The sequence below is a fragment of the Achromobacter sp. ACRQX genome (assembly GCF_022346505.1).
GTDB classification, from domain to species: Bacteria; Pseudomonadota; Gammaproteobacteria; order Burkholderiales; family Burkholderiaceae_B; genus Achromobacter; species Achromobacter animicus.
Genome location: NZ_JAKRML010000006.1, coordinates 161,241 through 175,941, shown reverse-complemented (window position 1 = coordinate 175,941; position 14,701 = coordinate 161,241). Strand labels below are relative to the sequence as shown.

11 protein-coding genes are annotated in these 14,701 nt (G+C 66.6%); all 11 read right to left on the bottom strand.

Annotated features, from left to right (window positions below):
• Positions 1 to 138 precede the first annotated feature (138 nt).
• Complete coding sequence (locus MHZ91_RS08365) at positions 139 to 1,446, bottom strand: MFS transporter (RefSeq protein WP_239213257.1); 1,308 nt, start codon at positions 1,444 to 1,446, stop codon at positions 139 to 141.
• Between the two features lie 245 nt (positions 1,447 to 1,691).
• Positions 1,692 to 2,264 carry a CDP-diacylglycerol--glycerol-3-phosphate 3-phosphatidyltransferase gene (gene pgsA, locus MHZ91_RS08360; protein WP_175123621.1) on the bottom strand — a complete coding sequence of 191 codons (573 nt, stop codon included), beginning with the start codon at positions 2,262 to 2,264 and terminating at the stop codon, positions 1,692 to 1,694.
• Between the two features lie 202 nt (positions 2,265 to 2,466).
• Positions 2,467 to 4,293, bottom strand: coding sequence for an excinuclease ABC subunit UvrC (uvrC, locus tag MHZ91_RS08355; RefSeq protein WP_175138103.1), 1,827 nt, complete (start codon positions 4,291 to 4,293; stop codon positions 2,467 to 2,469).
• Complete coding sequence (gene nagZ / locus MHZ91_RS08350; protein WP_239213255.1) at positions 4,256 to 5,314, bottom strand: beta-N-acetylhexosaminidase; 1,059 nt, start codon at positions 5,312 to 5,314, stop codon at positions 4,256 to 4,258. Before nagZ ends, uvrC begins: the two co-directional genes overlap by 38 nt.
• A gap of 59 nt (positions 5,315 to 5,373) precedes the next feature.
• Positions 5,374 to 5,808: a holo-ACP synthase gene (gene acpS / locus MHZ91_RS08345; protein ID WP_370633063.1), complete on the bottom strand. Its 435-nt coding sequence runs from the start codon at positions 5,806 to 5,808 to the stop codon at positions 5,374 to 5,376.
• Positions 5,809 to 5,846: 38 nt separating this feature from the next.
• Positions 5,847 to 6,587: a pyridoxine 5'-phosphate synthase gene (gene pdxJ / locus MHZ91_RS08340; protein WP_239213253.1), complete on the bottom strand. Its 741-nt coding sequence runs from the start codon at positions 6,585 to 6,587 to the stop codon at positions 5,847 to 5,849.
• Positions 6,584 to 8,077 carry an efflux transporter outer membrane subunit gene (locus tag MHZ91_RS08335; protein ID WP_239213251.1) on the bottom strand — a complete coding sequence of 498 codons (1,494 nt, stop codon included), beginning with the start codon at positions 8,075 to 8,077 and terminating at the stop codon, positions 6,584 to 6,586. Before MHZ91_RS08335 ends, pdxJ begins: the two co-directional genes overlap by 4 nt.
• A complete protein-coding gene (locus tag MHZ91_RS08330; protein WP_239213249.1) occupies positions 8,074 to 11,304 on the bottom strand; it encodes a multidrug efflux RND transporter permease subunit in 3,231 nt (1,076 codons plus the stop codon). The genes MHZ91_RS08335 and MHZ91_RS08330 overlap by 4 nt, the downstream gene beginning before the upstream one ends.
• A gap of 65 nt (positions 11,305 to 11,369) precedes the next feature.
• Positions 11,370 to 12,680 (bottom strand): efflux RND transporter periplasmic adaptor subunit, encoded by a 1,311-nt coding sequence (locus MHZ91_RS08325; protein WP_175123628.1) that lies wholly within the window; start codon positions 12,678 to 12,680, stop codon positions 11,370 to 11,372.
• A 207-nt stretch (positions 12,681 to 12,887) separates the two neighbouring features.
• On the bottom strand, positions 12,888 to 13,331 hold the full coding sequence (locus tag MHZ91_RS08320) for a helix-turn-helix domain-containing protein (protein ID WP_239213247.1): 444 nt from the start codon (positions 13,329 to 13,331) through the stop codon (positions 12,888 to 12,890).
• A gap of 167 nt (positions 13,332 to 13,498) precedes the next feature.
• Positions 13,499 to 14,695 carry a patatin-like phospholipase family protein gene (locus MHZ91_RS08315; RefSeq protein WP_239213245.1) on the bottom strand — a complete coding sequence of 399 codons (1,197 nt, stop codon included), beginning with the start codon at positions 14,693 to 14,695 and terminating at the stop codon, positions 13,499 to 13,501.
• Positions 14,696 to 14,701: the final 6 nt, after the last annotated feature.

Sequence of the window (14,701 nt, the reverse complement as noted above, 5' to 3'; positions counted from 1 at the left end):
GTTATTACAGCGAGGAAGCCATGCCGTGACCTTGCGAGGCGTCAATCGGCGCCGGCCGGCGCCAGAGGCCGAAACCGAAGCTTGACGGCGCGCAACGTGGCGTCGGCGCCGTCAAGGCGGATCAAGAGTGTCCAGCGGTCAGGGGCGTGCGGCGGCCACCGTGGCGGGCGGCTCGGCGCGGCGCGCCTGCACCGCGATCCACTGCGCCAGGAAGGCGGCCACGGCGAACGCCACGCCCGCGCCCACCCACGGCCCCTGCCGCAAGCCGGCGTCCAGCAGCAGACCGAAGGCCAGCGGCCCCAGGGCCGAGCCGACATCCATCCCCGAATACACCAGGCCGTACACCGACCCCGTCGAGCCTTTGGGCGTCACGCGGCGGATCAGCATGTCGCGCGACGGCGCGGCCACGCCCGAGCAGAATCCCGCCAGCCCCACGACCGGCGCAGCCAGCACGGCGGGCACAAGGCCCAGCGCCAGCACGACCAGCGTCAGACCCGCCAGGATGAGCGCGACCATGACGGTGCGCTCGGTACGCGGATTGGCCGACACCAGGAAGCCGCCCGCCGCCATGCCGACGGCCGAGGCGACCATGTAACCGGACAACGCCGAGCTGGCCGTGACCTTGGACAGGTCGTACAGCTGACCCAGCAGCGGGATCGTGTAGTTCTGCACCGAGGACAGCGCAATGGACGTGCAGGCAAAGAAGAGGAATGCGCCCCAGAGCGCGGGCTTGGCCAGCAGCGTGGACAGGGTCGCGAGCACGCCTTCCTGCGGCTTGGCGGCAGGCTTGGCCGCATTGCCGGCGTCCTTGGCGTCGCCGCCCGCGTCCACGGGGGACGGGCCGCCCAGCAGGTTGCGGCCCAGCACCGTCAACAGCAGCACCAGCGCCACGAGGCCGGCGGCGCTGTAAGCCGCGACGCGCCAATTGGCGAGCAGCGTGATGGTCGTGATGAACACGGGCGTCAATGCCCAGCCCAGGTTACCGGTCAAACCGTGCGTCGAGAAGGCGTGGCCCAGCCGCGGCGCGGTAATGCGGTGATTGATGATGGAATAGTCCGCCGGATGGAACACCGAATTGCCGATGCCCCCAACGACGGCCGCGGCCATCAGCATGACGTAGCCCGTGGCTGAGCCGATCAGCACGCCAGACAGCACGAAGCAGGCCAGCCCGAACCACAACACGGGACGCGCGCCAATGCGGTCGACCACGAAACCCGACGATGCCTGGCCGATGCCGGACACCACGTAGAACGTGGACACCAGGAGGCCCAGTCGCGCGAAGTCCAGTCCGAATTCCTGGCCCAGCGCGACGTACAGCGACGGCAGGACCAGCTGGAAGAAGTGGGACGAGGCATGCGCCACGCCGATGAGCAAGATGATTTTCCAGTCGCGCCGGCGTACGGCGGCGTCCGAGAGCAAGGGGGTGGCGACGGTAGCGGTGTTCATTGCACAGGGCCGCGCATGGGCGGCAGGTTGCGGGCCGCCTTGGGCGGCTCGCGGGTTGTCTCCGGCGTCGCGCAGACTTGTGTCCGGGCGACGTATTCATGGCGATTGCGGCGCGCGTGCCGTGCCGGATCGAGCCGGCATATCGCTCTTGAAGTGACACGGCGGCCGTCTTGCGCGAGCCGGGCCGCCGTGCGGTGTTGCAACTGCACCGGGCCGGCTGTTGCGCAGCCGGCCCGGCAAATCGGTCACATGGCCTTTTCGCGGATTGCGGGCCAGGCGCGCTGCAGGTAATACAGCATCGACCAGACCGTCAGCACCGCGGCCACGATGATCAGGATGTCACCCAGCAGCTTGGTGTTGATGCCGTAGATGGACTGGTTATACAGCAGGCACGGAATTGCGATCATCTGCGCGGCGGTCTTGAACTTGCCCAAGCGGTGCACGGCCACGCTGGCGCTGGCGCCGATCTTGGCCATCCATTCGCGCAGCGCGGAAATGGTGATTTCGCGGCCGATGATGATGAGGGAGATGAAGGCATCGACGCGGCTCAGGTCGAGCAGCACGATGAGGGCGGCGCAGACCATCAGCTTGTCGGCGACGGGATCCAGGAAGGCGCCAAATGCCGATGTCTGGTTCCAGCGCCGGGCGAGCCAGCCGTCAAACCAGTCGGTCAGCGCGGCAATGATGAATGCCCATGCCGCCAGCGTGTCGCGCATGGGAACAGACATCCAGCTTTCGGGCAGATAAAACAGCCCGACCACCAGCGGAATCATGGCGATACGCAGCCACGTCAGAATAATGGGAACGTTAATTGGCATAGTGTCCGTATCCTAACAGAGGGTGGTCCCCCCCGAAGCGCCTTTGGCGCCTCCCCCAGGGGCGCCGCAGCGGACCGGCGGAGCCGGATCCGCGCGGCCCGGATCGCTCGTCGGGGCGGGTGGTTGGAATTTGGGGTTTGGCATGTATGTGGTCGGCGGCGAGGGTGACACGAATTCGTGACATCTGGGCGATTCCGGGGCTTCAGCGCAGCGCCTCGTAGATGCGGATTGCCAGGTCCTGCGAAATGCCGTCCACCGATGCCAGGTCCTCGATGCTGGCGCGGGCGACGCCGGAGAAGCCGCCGAAGCGGGCGAGGAGGCGCTGGCGGCGGCGGGCGCCTACGCCTTCTATTTCTTCCAGGCGCGAGACGTTGCGCGTCTTGGCGCGGCGGGCGCGCATGCCGGTGATCGCGAAGCGGTGGGCTTCGTCGCGCACCTGGGCGATCAGCATCAGGGCGGCGGATTCGCCGCCTAGCGCGACGGGCGGGCGGCCGTCGGCGAAGACCAGGGTTTCCAGGCCGACCTTGCGCCCTTCTCCCTTTGCCACGCCGACCAGGGTCTGGATGTCCAGGCCCAGTTCCGCGAAGACCTTGCGTGCGACCTCGACCTGGCCCTTGCCGCCGTCGATGAGGACGAGGCCAGGCATCTGCGCGTCGCCATCGGCGACCTTGGCAAAGCGGCGGGTCAGCACCTGGCGCATCGCGGCGTAGTCGTCGCCGGGCGTGATGCCGGCGATGTTGTAGCGGCGGTACAGCGAGGGCTGCATGTCGTGGTGTTCAAACACCACACAGGACGCCTGAGTGGCTTCGCCGGCAGTGTGGCTGATGTCGAAGCATTCGATGCGCAGGGCGTCCAGCGCGGCTTCGTCCGTGTCCAGATCCAGGGCTTCGGCCAGCGCCAGCGTTCGGGCGGCGCGGGCGCCGGATTCGGTCAGCGCGCGGGCGAGCGCCATCTCGGCGTTCTTGGCGGCCTGTTCCAGCCAGGACCGGCGAGTGCCTTGCGGACGCGTCAGCACTCGGGACGGCCGGCCGCCGGATTGCTCGACCAGCAGCGTAATCAGCTCAGGATCGGGCAAGGTATGCGAACAGACCAGGATGGGGGGCATCGCGTTGTCGGTGTAATGCTGGGCCACAAAGGCCTCCAGCACCTGCGGCGCGGCCTCGCCCTCGGCGTGCGACGGAAAGAACGGTTTGTCGCCCAGATGGCGGCCGCCGCGGACCATGGCCAGGTTCACGCAGACCTTGCCGCCGGCGATGGCCACCGCAATGATGTCGGTGTCCTCGCCGCTGACGTTTTCCATGGTCTGCTGGTGCAGCACGCGCGCCAGCGATCCCATCTGGTCGCGCAGCGCCGCGGCTTCCTCGAAACGCAGTTCCATGGAGGCCTGCAGCATGCGGGCCTCGATCTCGCCCATGACGTCCTTGGCCTCGCCGTTCAGAAAGCGCACGGCGCGATGCACGTCGCGGTCGTATTCGGCCGCCTCGATCGCGCCCACGCACGGCGCGGAGCAGCGCCCGATCTGATGCAGCAGACAGGGGCGCGAGCGGTTGGCAAAGACGCTGTCTTCGCAGGTGCGCAGGCGAAACACCTTCTGCAGGATCTGGATGGTTTCGCGCACCGCCCAGGCGTTGGGGAACGGGCCGAAGAACTGTCCGCGCTTGTTGGTGGCGCCGCGGTAATACGCGATGCGCGGCCAGTCATGCCCGGTAATGTGCAGGTACGGATAGGACTTGTCGTCGCGGAACAGGATGTTGTAGCGCGGCTTCAGGCTCTTGATGAGGTTGTTTTCCAGGATCAGCGCTTCGGCTTCCGAGCGCGTCACCGTGACCTCAAGCCGCGCCACCTTCGCCACCATCTGGGCGATGCGCGGGCTGGACAGCGTCTTCTGGAAATACGACGAGACGCGCTTCTTCAGGTCGCGCGCCTTGCCGACATACATGACCTCGCCGGCCGCATCCAGGTGCCGGTAGACACCCGGCAGATGCGGCAGGTCAGAGAGGAACGATTTGAGATTGAAGTCGTCGGGCATTCTGGTAACGGCTTTCGGCTTGCAGGGTGTCCCAATCGGGCGCGTCGAAACGCGGCATCAGGCGCCGGATGCGCGCCACGGACTCGGGCGCATGGTCGAACTCCAGGCGCGCCAGCAGGTCGTCGGCCAGGTCCGGGCGGTTGCACACCAGCACCATGTCGCAGCCGGCGCGCAGCGCGGCGTTGGCGCGGTCCAGGATGTCGCCCGCGACCGAGGCGCCTTCCATCGTCAGGTCGTCCGAGAACACGACGCCATCGTAGCCCAGTCGCTTGCGCAGGATGTCCTGCACCCAGCGCTTGGAAAAACCGGCGGGATGCTTGTCCACCTTGGGGTAGATGACGTGCGCGGGCATGACGGACGGCAGCACGGCGTCGCCCAGCCATGCATAGGGCGCGGCGTCGTCCTTCAGGATTTCATCGAGCGTGCGCGGATCGACCGGGATCTCGTGGTGCGAGTCGGCGCCCACGTAACCGTGGCCGGGGAAGTGCTTGCCGCAGGACGACATGCCGGCCAGCGCCAGGCCCTGAACCAGGGCGCGCGACAGCATCGTCACCACGCGGGGATCGTGGTGGAAGGCGCGGTTGCCGATCACCTTGCTGACGCTGTAGTCCAGGTCCAGCACCGGGGTGAAGCTCATGTCCACGCCGCAGGCGCGCAGCTCGGCGGCCAGGACGTAACCGGCCTCGGTCGCCAGGCGCATGGCCTGCAGGGGATCGGTGTCCCACAGTTCGCCCAGCGCGCGCATCGGGGGCAAGGGCGTGAAGCCGTCCTCGCGGAAGCGCTGCACGCGGCCGCCTTCGTGATCCACCAGGATCAGCAGCGGCTCCTTGCGGGCCTTGTGGATCTGGCGCGTCAGCGCGGTGAGCTGGGCGCGGTTCTCGAAATTGCGGGCAAAAAGAATGACGCCGCCCACCAGCGGGTGGCGCAGGCGCTTCTTTTCCGCCTTGGTGAGCGAATATCCCGCCACATCGACCATCACGGGGCCGGGGGGCAGGACCGCCTTGGATTTTTTCTTGGCCATGGAGGCTGTCCTTGTAACTGGGTGCGGCAAGCCGGCGGGGATGGCCCCGAGTGCAGGGCTTAGGGCTTGCGCTCGACCACCACATACGCGGCGGCCATGTCGGATTCATCGGTAATGGAAACGTGGGCCGCGCCAAACCGGTCAGCGTACCAGCTCAGCAGTTCGGGTGCGATCACCAGCACGGGGCGGCCGCCCGGCGCGTTCAGCGTCTGCACGCGCCGCCACGTCATCGGCATGCGCATGCCCAGCCCGATCGCCTTGGAAAACGCTTCCTTGGCGGCAAAGCGCGTCGCCAGAAAGCGCAGCCCGCGCACCGGGTCGCGGGCGCGGCGGGCGTGGAATTTCAGGAGTTCCTCGGGGCCGAGGATCTTTTCGGCAAACCGGTCGCCGTGGCGGGCGAGCGCGCGCTCGATGCGGTCGATGCGCAGGAGGTCCATGCCGATGCCGGCAATGGCGCCGGCGGGCGTGGCGGAAGAAGAGTCGGACATCGGCATCGCCTGGCTAGCGGTCAAAACGCGTCATCGGCCCGCGTTCAAAGCCCGCGCAGCGCGTGCAGGCGCGCCTGCACCATCAGCGCCTTCATGTCGCACACGGCCTTTTCCCAGCCGTCGAAGATAGCCTGCGCGACGATGGCGTGGCCGATGTTGAGTTCGGAAATGCCGTCCAGCGCGGCCACCGGCTTGACGTTGCCATAGTGCAGGCCATGGCCGGCGTTCACACGCAACCCGTGGCGCAGCCCTTCGGCCACGGCCACGCGGATGCGTTGCAGTTCCGCTTCGGCGGCTTCGCCCTCGGCTTCGGCGTAGGCGCCGGTGTGCAGTTCGATGACGGGTGCGCCGGCCTTGGCGGCTGCGGCGATCTGGACTGGGTCCGGATCGATGAACAGCGACACGCGGATGCCGGCTTCGGCCAGCAGCGCCACGGCGTCGGATACGGGGCCAAAGGCGCCGGCCACTTCAAGCCCGCCCTCGGTCGTGAGCTCGGTGCGCTTTTCGGGCACCAGGCAGACGTCGCTGGGCTTGACCGCGCAGGCGATCTCCAGCATTTCCGGCGTGACCGCGCATTCCAGGTTCATGCGGGTGCGCAGTTGCGGGCGGATCGCGTAGACGTCGGCGTCCTGGATGTGGCGCCGGTCTTCGCGCAGATGCAGCGTGATCAGGTCGGCGCCAGCATCTTCGGCGCGCAGCGCGGCGGCGATCGGGTCGGGATAAGCCGTATGGCGCTGCTGCCGCAGCGTGGCGACGTGATCAATATTTACACCGAGTTCTATCATTGCACTTTCGTTGTTTCTTCCCAGCCGCCGCCCAGCGCCTTGTACAGCTCCACGCGGTTGATCAGCGCGGCCAGGCCGGTTTGCACGAGCGACAGCTGGGCGTTGAAAAAGTCCACCTGCGCGGTCTGCACCTGCAGGTAGCTGTCGATACCGTTGGTATAACGCAAATTCGACAACTCCAGCGTCCGCGCCGACGAATCCTGCAGCGCGCGCTGGGCGTCGAGCTGCGCCCCGTAGGTGGCCTCGCCCGCCAGCGCGTCCGACACTTCGCGGAACGCCTGCTGGATGGTCTGTTCGTACTGCGTGACGGCGATATTGTCGCGCGCCTTGGCCAGGCTCAGTCCCTCGCGGATGCTGCCGCCGGCAAATAGCGGCGTCGTGATCGACGGCGAGAAGCTCCAGTAGCCCTGCCCGCCCTTGAAGAGGTCGCCCAGCGACGGACTGGCCACGCCCAACAGGCCGGTCAGCGAGATGGTCGGGAAAAACGCCGCGCGCGCCGCGCCGATGTTGGCATTGGCGGACAGCAACTGGTTTTCGGCGGCCGCGATGTCGGGACGACGTTCCAGTAGGTCGGACGGCAGGCCGGACGGCACCGTGGCCAGCAACTGGTCGCGGCCGAACGTGGCCGGCGGGGGCAGCGTGTCGGGCAGCGGCGTGCCCACCACCAGCACCAGCGCGTTCATGGCTTGCGACCGGGCGCGGGCCAGTTGCGCCAGGTCGGCGGAAGCCGTGTCCAGCAGCGACTTGGATTGGTTCAGGTCCAGTTCGGACGCGACGCCGCCATCGAAGCGGCGTTTGACCAGGTCATACGATTCCTGGCGCGAGGCCAGCGTGCGCTGCGTCAATTCCAGCTGGACCTCGGCCGCGCGCAGATTGAAATAAGACTGCGCGACGGATCCGACCAGCGTGATGTGCACGCTTTTTTGTGCCTGTTCCGTCGACAGGTACTGCTGGTACGCGGCTTCGGACAGGTTGCGCAAGCGGCCGAACAGGTCGATCTCGAAGGTCGTCAGACCGATCCCGGCCTGGTACGAACTGCTGATGGAACTGGAATCGGGACCGCCGGCCCGCATGTTGGCCGGCAGATGCTGACGCTGGCCCTGGATGCCGGCGCCGATGCTGGGCCATTGCGCGCCGCGCTGGATGCCGTACTGCGCCCTGGCTTCTTCGACACGCTGGACCGCAACGCGCAGGTCGCGGTTGTTGACCAGCGACAGTTCGATCAACGCCTGCAGGCGCGGGTCGCGGAAAAATTCGCGCCAGCCCAGGTCCGCGGCAGGCGTGCCGGCTTGCGGCATCACGTCGGCGGCGGGCTGCGAGCCCTGCGTGGTGGCGCGCGTATACGCGCCGTACTGCACCTTGGGCTGGTCGGGCCACGCCGGGCTGACCGGCGCGTCGGGACGCTTGTAATCGGGAGCCAGCGAGCAGCCGGCCAACGCCACCGCCACAAAGGCGGACAAGGCGGTCTGTCTGAACATCAGGGCTTTCATTCCTTGCCCTCCTGGCCACCAGTGGGTTGTGCGGGCTGCGGCGTTCCGGGCAAGGACGCCTTTTCGGCCTCCGCCTTCTTGGCAGCCTGTTCTTCCTCGAAGAGACGCTTTTCGGCGCCCAACAGGCGCGGGCGGGTCTTGAAGAGACCCAGCACCACCACGAAGAACGTCGGCACGAAAATCACGGCGAACGGCGTGGCGGCCAGCATGCCGCCCAGCACGCCCAGGCCCACTGCGCGCTGGCTGGCCGCACCGGCGCCGGTGGCCATCGCCAGCGGGATCACGCCCAGGATGAACGCCAGCGACGTCATCAGAATCGGACGGAAACGCAATCGCGCCGCCTCGACCGCGGATTCATAAAGACCCATGCCGCGGGCGTACTGGTCCTTGGCGAACTCCACGATAAGAATGGCGTTCTTGGCCGCCAAGCCGATCACGGTCACCATCCCGACCTGGAAGTACACGTCGTTGGACATGCCCAGCGCGCTGACCAGCGCCACCGCGCCCAGCATGCCCAGCGGCACCACCAGCATGACGGAAATGGGGATGGCCCAGCTTTCGTACAGCGCGGCCAGCACCAGGAACACGACCAGCAGCGACAGGCCCATCAGGATCGGGGCCTGGTTGCCGGCCTGCAATTCCTGGTAGGACAGCCCGGTCCACTCGTAGCCGAAGCCTTGCGGCAACTGGGCGACCAGACGCTGCATTTCTTCCATGGCCTGACCGGTGGAGTAGCCCGGCGCCGAGGCGCCGCCGATACGCATGGACTCGTAGCTGTTGTAGCGCACCACCTGCACCGGCCCCTGAACCCATTCCGCCGACACGAACGTCGACAGCGGCACCATCCCGCCCTGCCCGTTGCGCGCGTTCAGCTTGAGCACGTCGGACAACTGCATGCGGTACGGCGCATCGGCCTGGACCCAGATGTTCTGCATCCGGCCCATGTTGGGGAACTTGCTGAGATACGCCGAGCCGACGGCGGTGGAAATGAGCGAGGCGGCTTCATTGAAGTCCACGCCCAACGCGGCCGCCTTGTCGCGGTCGATGTTCAGCGTGAGCTGCGTGCCCGCCGACAGGCCCGTGATGCGGACCTGCGACAGGATCGGGCTCTTCATGGCCTCGCCCATCAGCTGGGCGGTGGCCGCGGCCAGCGCCTCGGTGCCGGCCGCGCCGCGGTCCTGCAGGCGCAGATCGAAGCCCGTGGCGTTGCCCAGCGACGAAATGGCCGGCGGCACCAGCGTGAACACCTGCGCATCATGGATGCCCATGAGCTGCTTCTCGAAAGCGGTGAACGCAATGGCGCCGGCGGAATCCTGGCGCTCCTTGCGGTCCTTGAAGTCCTTGAGCGTGGTGAACGCAATGGCGGCGTTCAGGCCGTTGCCGTTGAAGCTGTAGCCCTGCACGGCGATGATGTTCTCGACGGCGGGAATGCTCTGGAAGTATTTTTCGACCTGCTCGATGACCTCGACCGTGCGATTGGCGCTGGCGCCGGTGGGCAGCTCGATGTTGCTGACCACATAGCCCTGGTCTTCCTCGGGCAGGAACGACGACGGCAGACGCAGGTACAGCCAGCCCAGCAAGAGGACCAGCACCAGGAACACCAGCATCATCCGGCCGCCCTTGTGCAGGATGCGCGACACCCAGTTCTGGTAGCCGTGGGTGGTGGCGTCGAACTTGCGGTTGAACCAGCCGAAGAAACCCTTCTTGTCCTCGTGGTGGCCCTTGGCCACCGGCTTGAGGATGGTGGCGCACAGCGCCGGCGTGAAGGTCAGCGCCAGCAGTGCCGAGAAGAAGATGGACACGGCCATGGCCACCGAGAACTGACGGTAGATCACGCCCACCGACCCGCTCATGAAGGCCAGCGGCAGGAACACTGTCACCAGCACCAGCGTAATCCCGATGATGGCGCCGCTGATCTGCGGCATGGCCTTCTTGGTGGCCTCTTTGGGCGGCAAGCCCTCGGTCGCCATGATCCGTTCAACGTTTTCGACGACCACGATGGCATCGTCCACCAGAATCCCGATGGCAAGCACCATCGCGAACATGGTCAGCACGTTGATCGAGAATCCAAGCGCCAGCATCACCGCGAACGCCCCTAGCATGGCCACCGGAACGACCAGCGCCGGGATCAGCGTGTAGCGCACGTTCTGCAGGAACAGATACATGACCAGGAACACCAGCACCATGGCTTCAGCCAGGGTGTGCAGCACCTGTTCGATGGACACCTTGACGTAGGGCGCGGTGTCGTACGGCACCGAGTACTGGATGTTGTCCGGGAAGTACTTGGACAGCTCCTGCATCTGGTTGCGCACGCCTTGCGCCGTGGCCAGCGCGTTGGCGTTGGGCGACAGCACAATGGCGAAGGCGGCTGTCGGCTTGCCGTTCAGGCGGGCGCCGAACTGGTAGTTGTCGGCGCCGACCTCGATGCGGGCGACGTCGCGCAGCAGCACCTTGGAGCCGTCGGTATTGGCGCGCAGGACGATCCGGCCGAAGCCGTCGACCGTGCTGAGCTGGCCGTTGGCCGTGACCGTGGCCGTGATGCGCTGCGAATCCGGATTGGGCGGCGCGCCGATGCTGCCGCCGGAGATCAGCACGTTCTGGCCGGCGATGGCGTTATTGACCTCTGACATGCTGAGGTTGAAGCCCACGAGCTTGGCCGGGTCCACCCAGATGCGCATCGCGCGCGGCGCGGCAAAGAGCTGGAACTGACCCACGCCCGGCACCCGGGACACCGGGTTCTTCACGTTGCGGGTGATGTAGTCAGCCAGGGCCGTCTGGTCCAGCGTGCCGTCCGTGGACGACAGCGTCACGATCATCAGAAAGCCGGTGCTGGTCTGCTCATACTGCAGGCCCTGCTGCTGCACGGCGGCGGGCAACTGGGCGATCACGTTGGACACGCGGTTCTGCACGTCCACCTGTGCCAGGTCGGGATTGGTGCCGGGCGCAAACGTGGCGGTGATGGTCGACGTGCCGTAGGAATCGCTGACCGACTCGTAATAGATCAGGCCCTTGGCGCCGTTGAGCTGGTCTTCGATGATGCTGGTGACCGACTCGGCCACTTCCGGGGCGGACGCGCCCGGGTAGGTGGCCGTGATCGTGATGGCGGGCGGCGCCACATCGGGGTACTGCGCGACCGGCATGTTCGGGATGGCCAACACCCCTGCCAGCAGAATGAAAAGGGCGACTACCCAGGCGAAGATTGGTCGATCGATAAAAAATTGCGGCATGTGGGCTGACTCTGAAAGCGATGCTCACCAAAGAGGAACGCGGCGCTTGCTGCGCCGCGTGCCGCTTACGATTTCTGGCCTGCGGCCTTGTCCTGCTGGGCAGGTTCGGCCGGCTTGGCGCCGGGCTGCGGGGCGGATTCGGCGGGCTTGGCGGCGGGGGCTGCCCCGGGGGCTGCGGCACCCTCAGCGGGCTTGGCGCCAGGCTGCGCGGCTGGCGCGCCGCCCTGTGCAGGCGCCCCGCCCTGTTTCCATTGGCTGACCTGCACCGGCGCGCCGGGGCGGATCTTTTGGAAGCCCTCGACCACCACCACGTCGCCGGCCTTCAGGCCGCTGGTGATCAACCAGTTGTTCTGGAAGGCGCCACCGGTGGTGACCGGCGACTGCGCGATCTTGTTGTCGCGCACCAGCATCAGGCTCTGCTTGCCATCGGCCGTGCGTTGCAGCGCCTGCTGGGGAACCATCAGGGCAACGTCGTCAAAGCCCTGCTCCAGCCGGACGCGCACATACATGCCGGGCAGCAGGATGCCGTCGGGATTGGGGACTTCGGCCCGCAGGTTCACCTGGCCCGTGCTGGGATCCACGGTGATGCCCGTGAACAGCAGCTTGCCGGGGTGATCGTATTCGGAGCCGTCTTCGAGCACGACGGTGGCGCGGGCCGCGTCCTTGCCCACCTGCTGCAGACGGCCGCTGGCAAAGGCGCGGCGCAGCGCGGCCAGGTCGGCGGTGGACTGCGTGAAGTCGACGTAGATGGGGTCCAGCTGCTGCACCGTGGCCATCTGCGTGGCGGAGGTGGATTCGACCAGCGCGCCTTCGGTGACCAGCGGCTTGCCGATGCGGCCGGTGATCGGCGAGGTGACGTCCGTGTAGCTCAGGTTGATCGCGGCGTTGTCCTGCGCGGCCTTGGCGGCGGCGACGGTGGCGTCGGCCTGGCGGAAGGATGCCACGGCGTTGTCATATTCCTGCTTGCTGACGGCGTTGGCCTTGACCAGCGGGGCATAGCGGTCGGCCAGCAGCTTGGCGCTGAACAGGTTGGCCTGCGCCTGCTTCAACTGCGCAGTTGCCTGATCGTAGGCGGCCTTGTAGGGCGCCGGATCGATCTTGAACAGCAGCTGGTTTTCTTTCACATCGCCGCCCTGCTCGAACGTGATGCGCTGCACGATGCCGGTAACACGGGCGCGGATCTGCGCGTCGCGCACGGCGTCCACGCGGCCGGGCAGTTCAGAGACGATGGGTGCGCGCTGCGGCTGCACGGTGACGACGCTGACCTGGGGCATGCCAGGATTCATCTGGGGCTTTTCACCACAACCCGCCAATATCAGCGCGAGGACGCCACCGGAAACAGCCAGACCCGAAAATCGTTTAGGCGAAAACCGCATTGAAACCCCCGCGTAGCGTAATGAATCGCGTCGTGAAATCGCGTCAGGAACCGCAGCAATCCGAACGTGCCAGGAGGCAGCGATCAAATCATGACCAAGCGTCACCAACGACACGTGAATAGCCCAGTAATGTAACTCAGATATTGGGGAAATCACGTACTTTCGGGCAGTTCGGGGGAACTTTCGGGAGTAATTCCGCAACAATCTTTAGCCGGTGGCGAGCTCCCGCAGATTGCCCAGGAATGCGTAGCCCACGCCATGCACCGTGTGCAGCGGCAGCCGTGCGCCCGCAAGGCGGACCTTGGTGCGAAGCCGGCAGATGGCGACGTTGAGCGACCGCATGTTCATGCCGCCCCGCAAGGATTTCACTTCGCTGCGGGCCAGTTCGCGGCGCGGGTTCTTCAACAGGCACGCAAAGCAGGCGCGCTCGACCTCGGTGAGATCCAGCCGCACGCCGTTGGGCAGTTGCAGCGTCCAGCCCCAATAGAGCAGGCTCCACCAGCCGTCGACGGGTTCGTGCGCCTGGCTGGAAGACCACGGGCCGGAAGCATTAACACCGGCAGCAACGCCAGCCGTCATGCCAGGCGCAACGCTGGCAGAAACGCCAGCGTGAACGGAAGCGATACCGGGATCAGGAAAGGGAGCGTTCAAGGCGGATCTCCACCAGGACGGCCGGTGGCACGCTTTGGGGCGGCCCGTCCCGGAACAAGGTTGCGGTTTGTCCCGGAAGGCTACCCTCACGGCGGGGTTCTGCGCCCGTCGCCGCTCATCTATCAGACCAATCCGACTTTTACGCCGCCGGATGATCCCGCCGCCAGCTACGAATGATGGGTGCCGTTGCGATGAATGTCGTGCGTGACGAAGCAGCTGTCCTGCGTCGGACGGGCCAGGATGCCCGGCTTTTCAAGCGTGCGGCGGATGTCCGTCAATCCCGACTCCCAGTGCTCGCGCATGGCTTCGGTGCCGAACTCGTAGTCCTTGGAGTACCGCTCGCGGTGCTTGGCCTCGTAGATGAGGTTGATGATGTTGGTGGCCGGCGTGTGCGAAAGCTTGCGGATGTCGGCCAGGTCCGGCGCGTCGCGTTCGCTTTCCGGCAGGCGCTCAAGCAGCCGCTGCAGCCCGTGCCGCAGTTTCAGCACGCGCCGCAACTGATCGGTGACCAGACGGGTGCGGCTGGAATACTGGATATCCTTTTGCCGCTCGGCCACCTCTTCGAGCGACGTGGGCAGTTCGCCGCGCGCCGGCCAGAGGTCGACCTGGAACGCGAGCGTGTCACGCATGTTTTCGGTGGTCAGCACTTGCGCCAGCGGCGTGTTGGAGACCACGCCGCCGTCCCAATAGTGCTCGCCGCCGATCTCCACCGACGGGAACCCCGGCGGCAAGGCGCCCGAGGCCATGACGTGCTCGGGCCCCAGCGTGTGATGCAGGGTGTCGAAATACGCGAAGTTGCCCGAGCGCACGTTCACGGCGCCGAAGCTGGCCCGCACCGCGCCGCTGTTGAGCAGCTTGAAATCCACGAACTGGCGCAGGGTGTCGACCAGCGGCGTGGTGTCGTAGAAGCTGGTGGAAGCGGCGCCGCGGCCCCGCACCAGATAGGGCGGCGGAAAGCGCGGCTTAAAGAAACCGGGCTGGCCGGTCAACAGGGCCTGCATTGCCGAGACCTGCCCGTTCATCGCGGGCGAGCCAAAGCCAAACGGCTGGCCCTCGAACATGCGGGTGAAGGCATCACCCCAGGGCAACGAGGCAAAACCGGTAGGCCGGCAGATACTTTCCCAGAAGCCGCGCAGCCGGTCGACCCGCTCGTCTTCCGGGGATCCTGCGATGATGGCGGCGTTGATCGACCCGATGGAAATGCCGGAAATCCAGTTGGGCCGGATGCCGGCTTCGTGCAGGCCCTGGTACACCCCCGCCTGGTAGGAACCGAGCGCGCCGCCACCCTGCAGCACGAGCGCGACGGTATCGTAGGGCGGCGTATCGCCGGTGTCTTCGGCCAGAGCCTTGCGGCGAGCGGTCATGCGGCG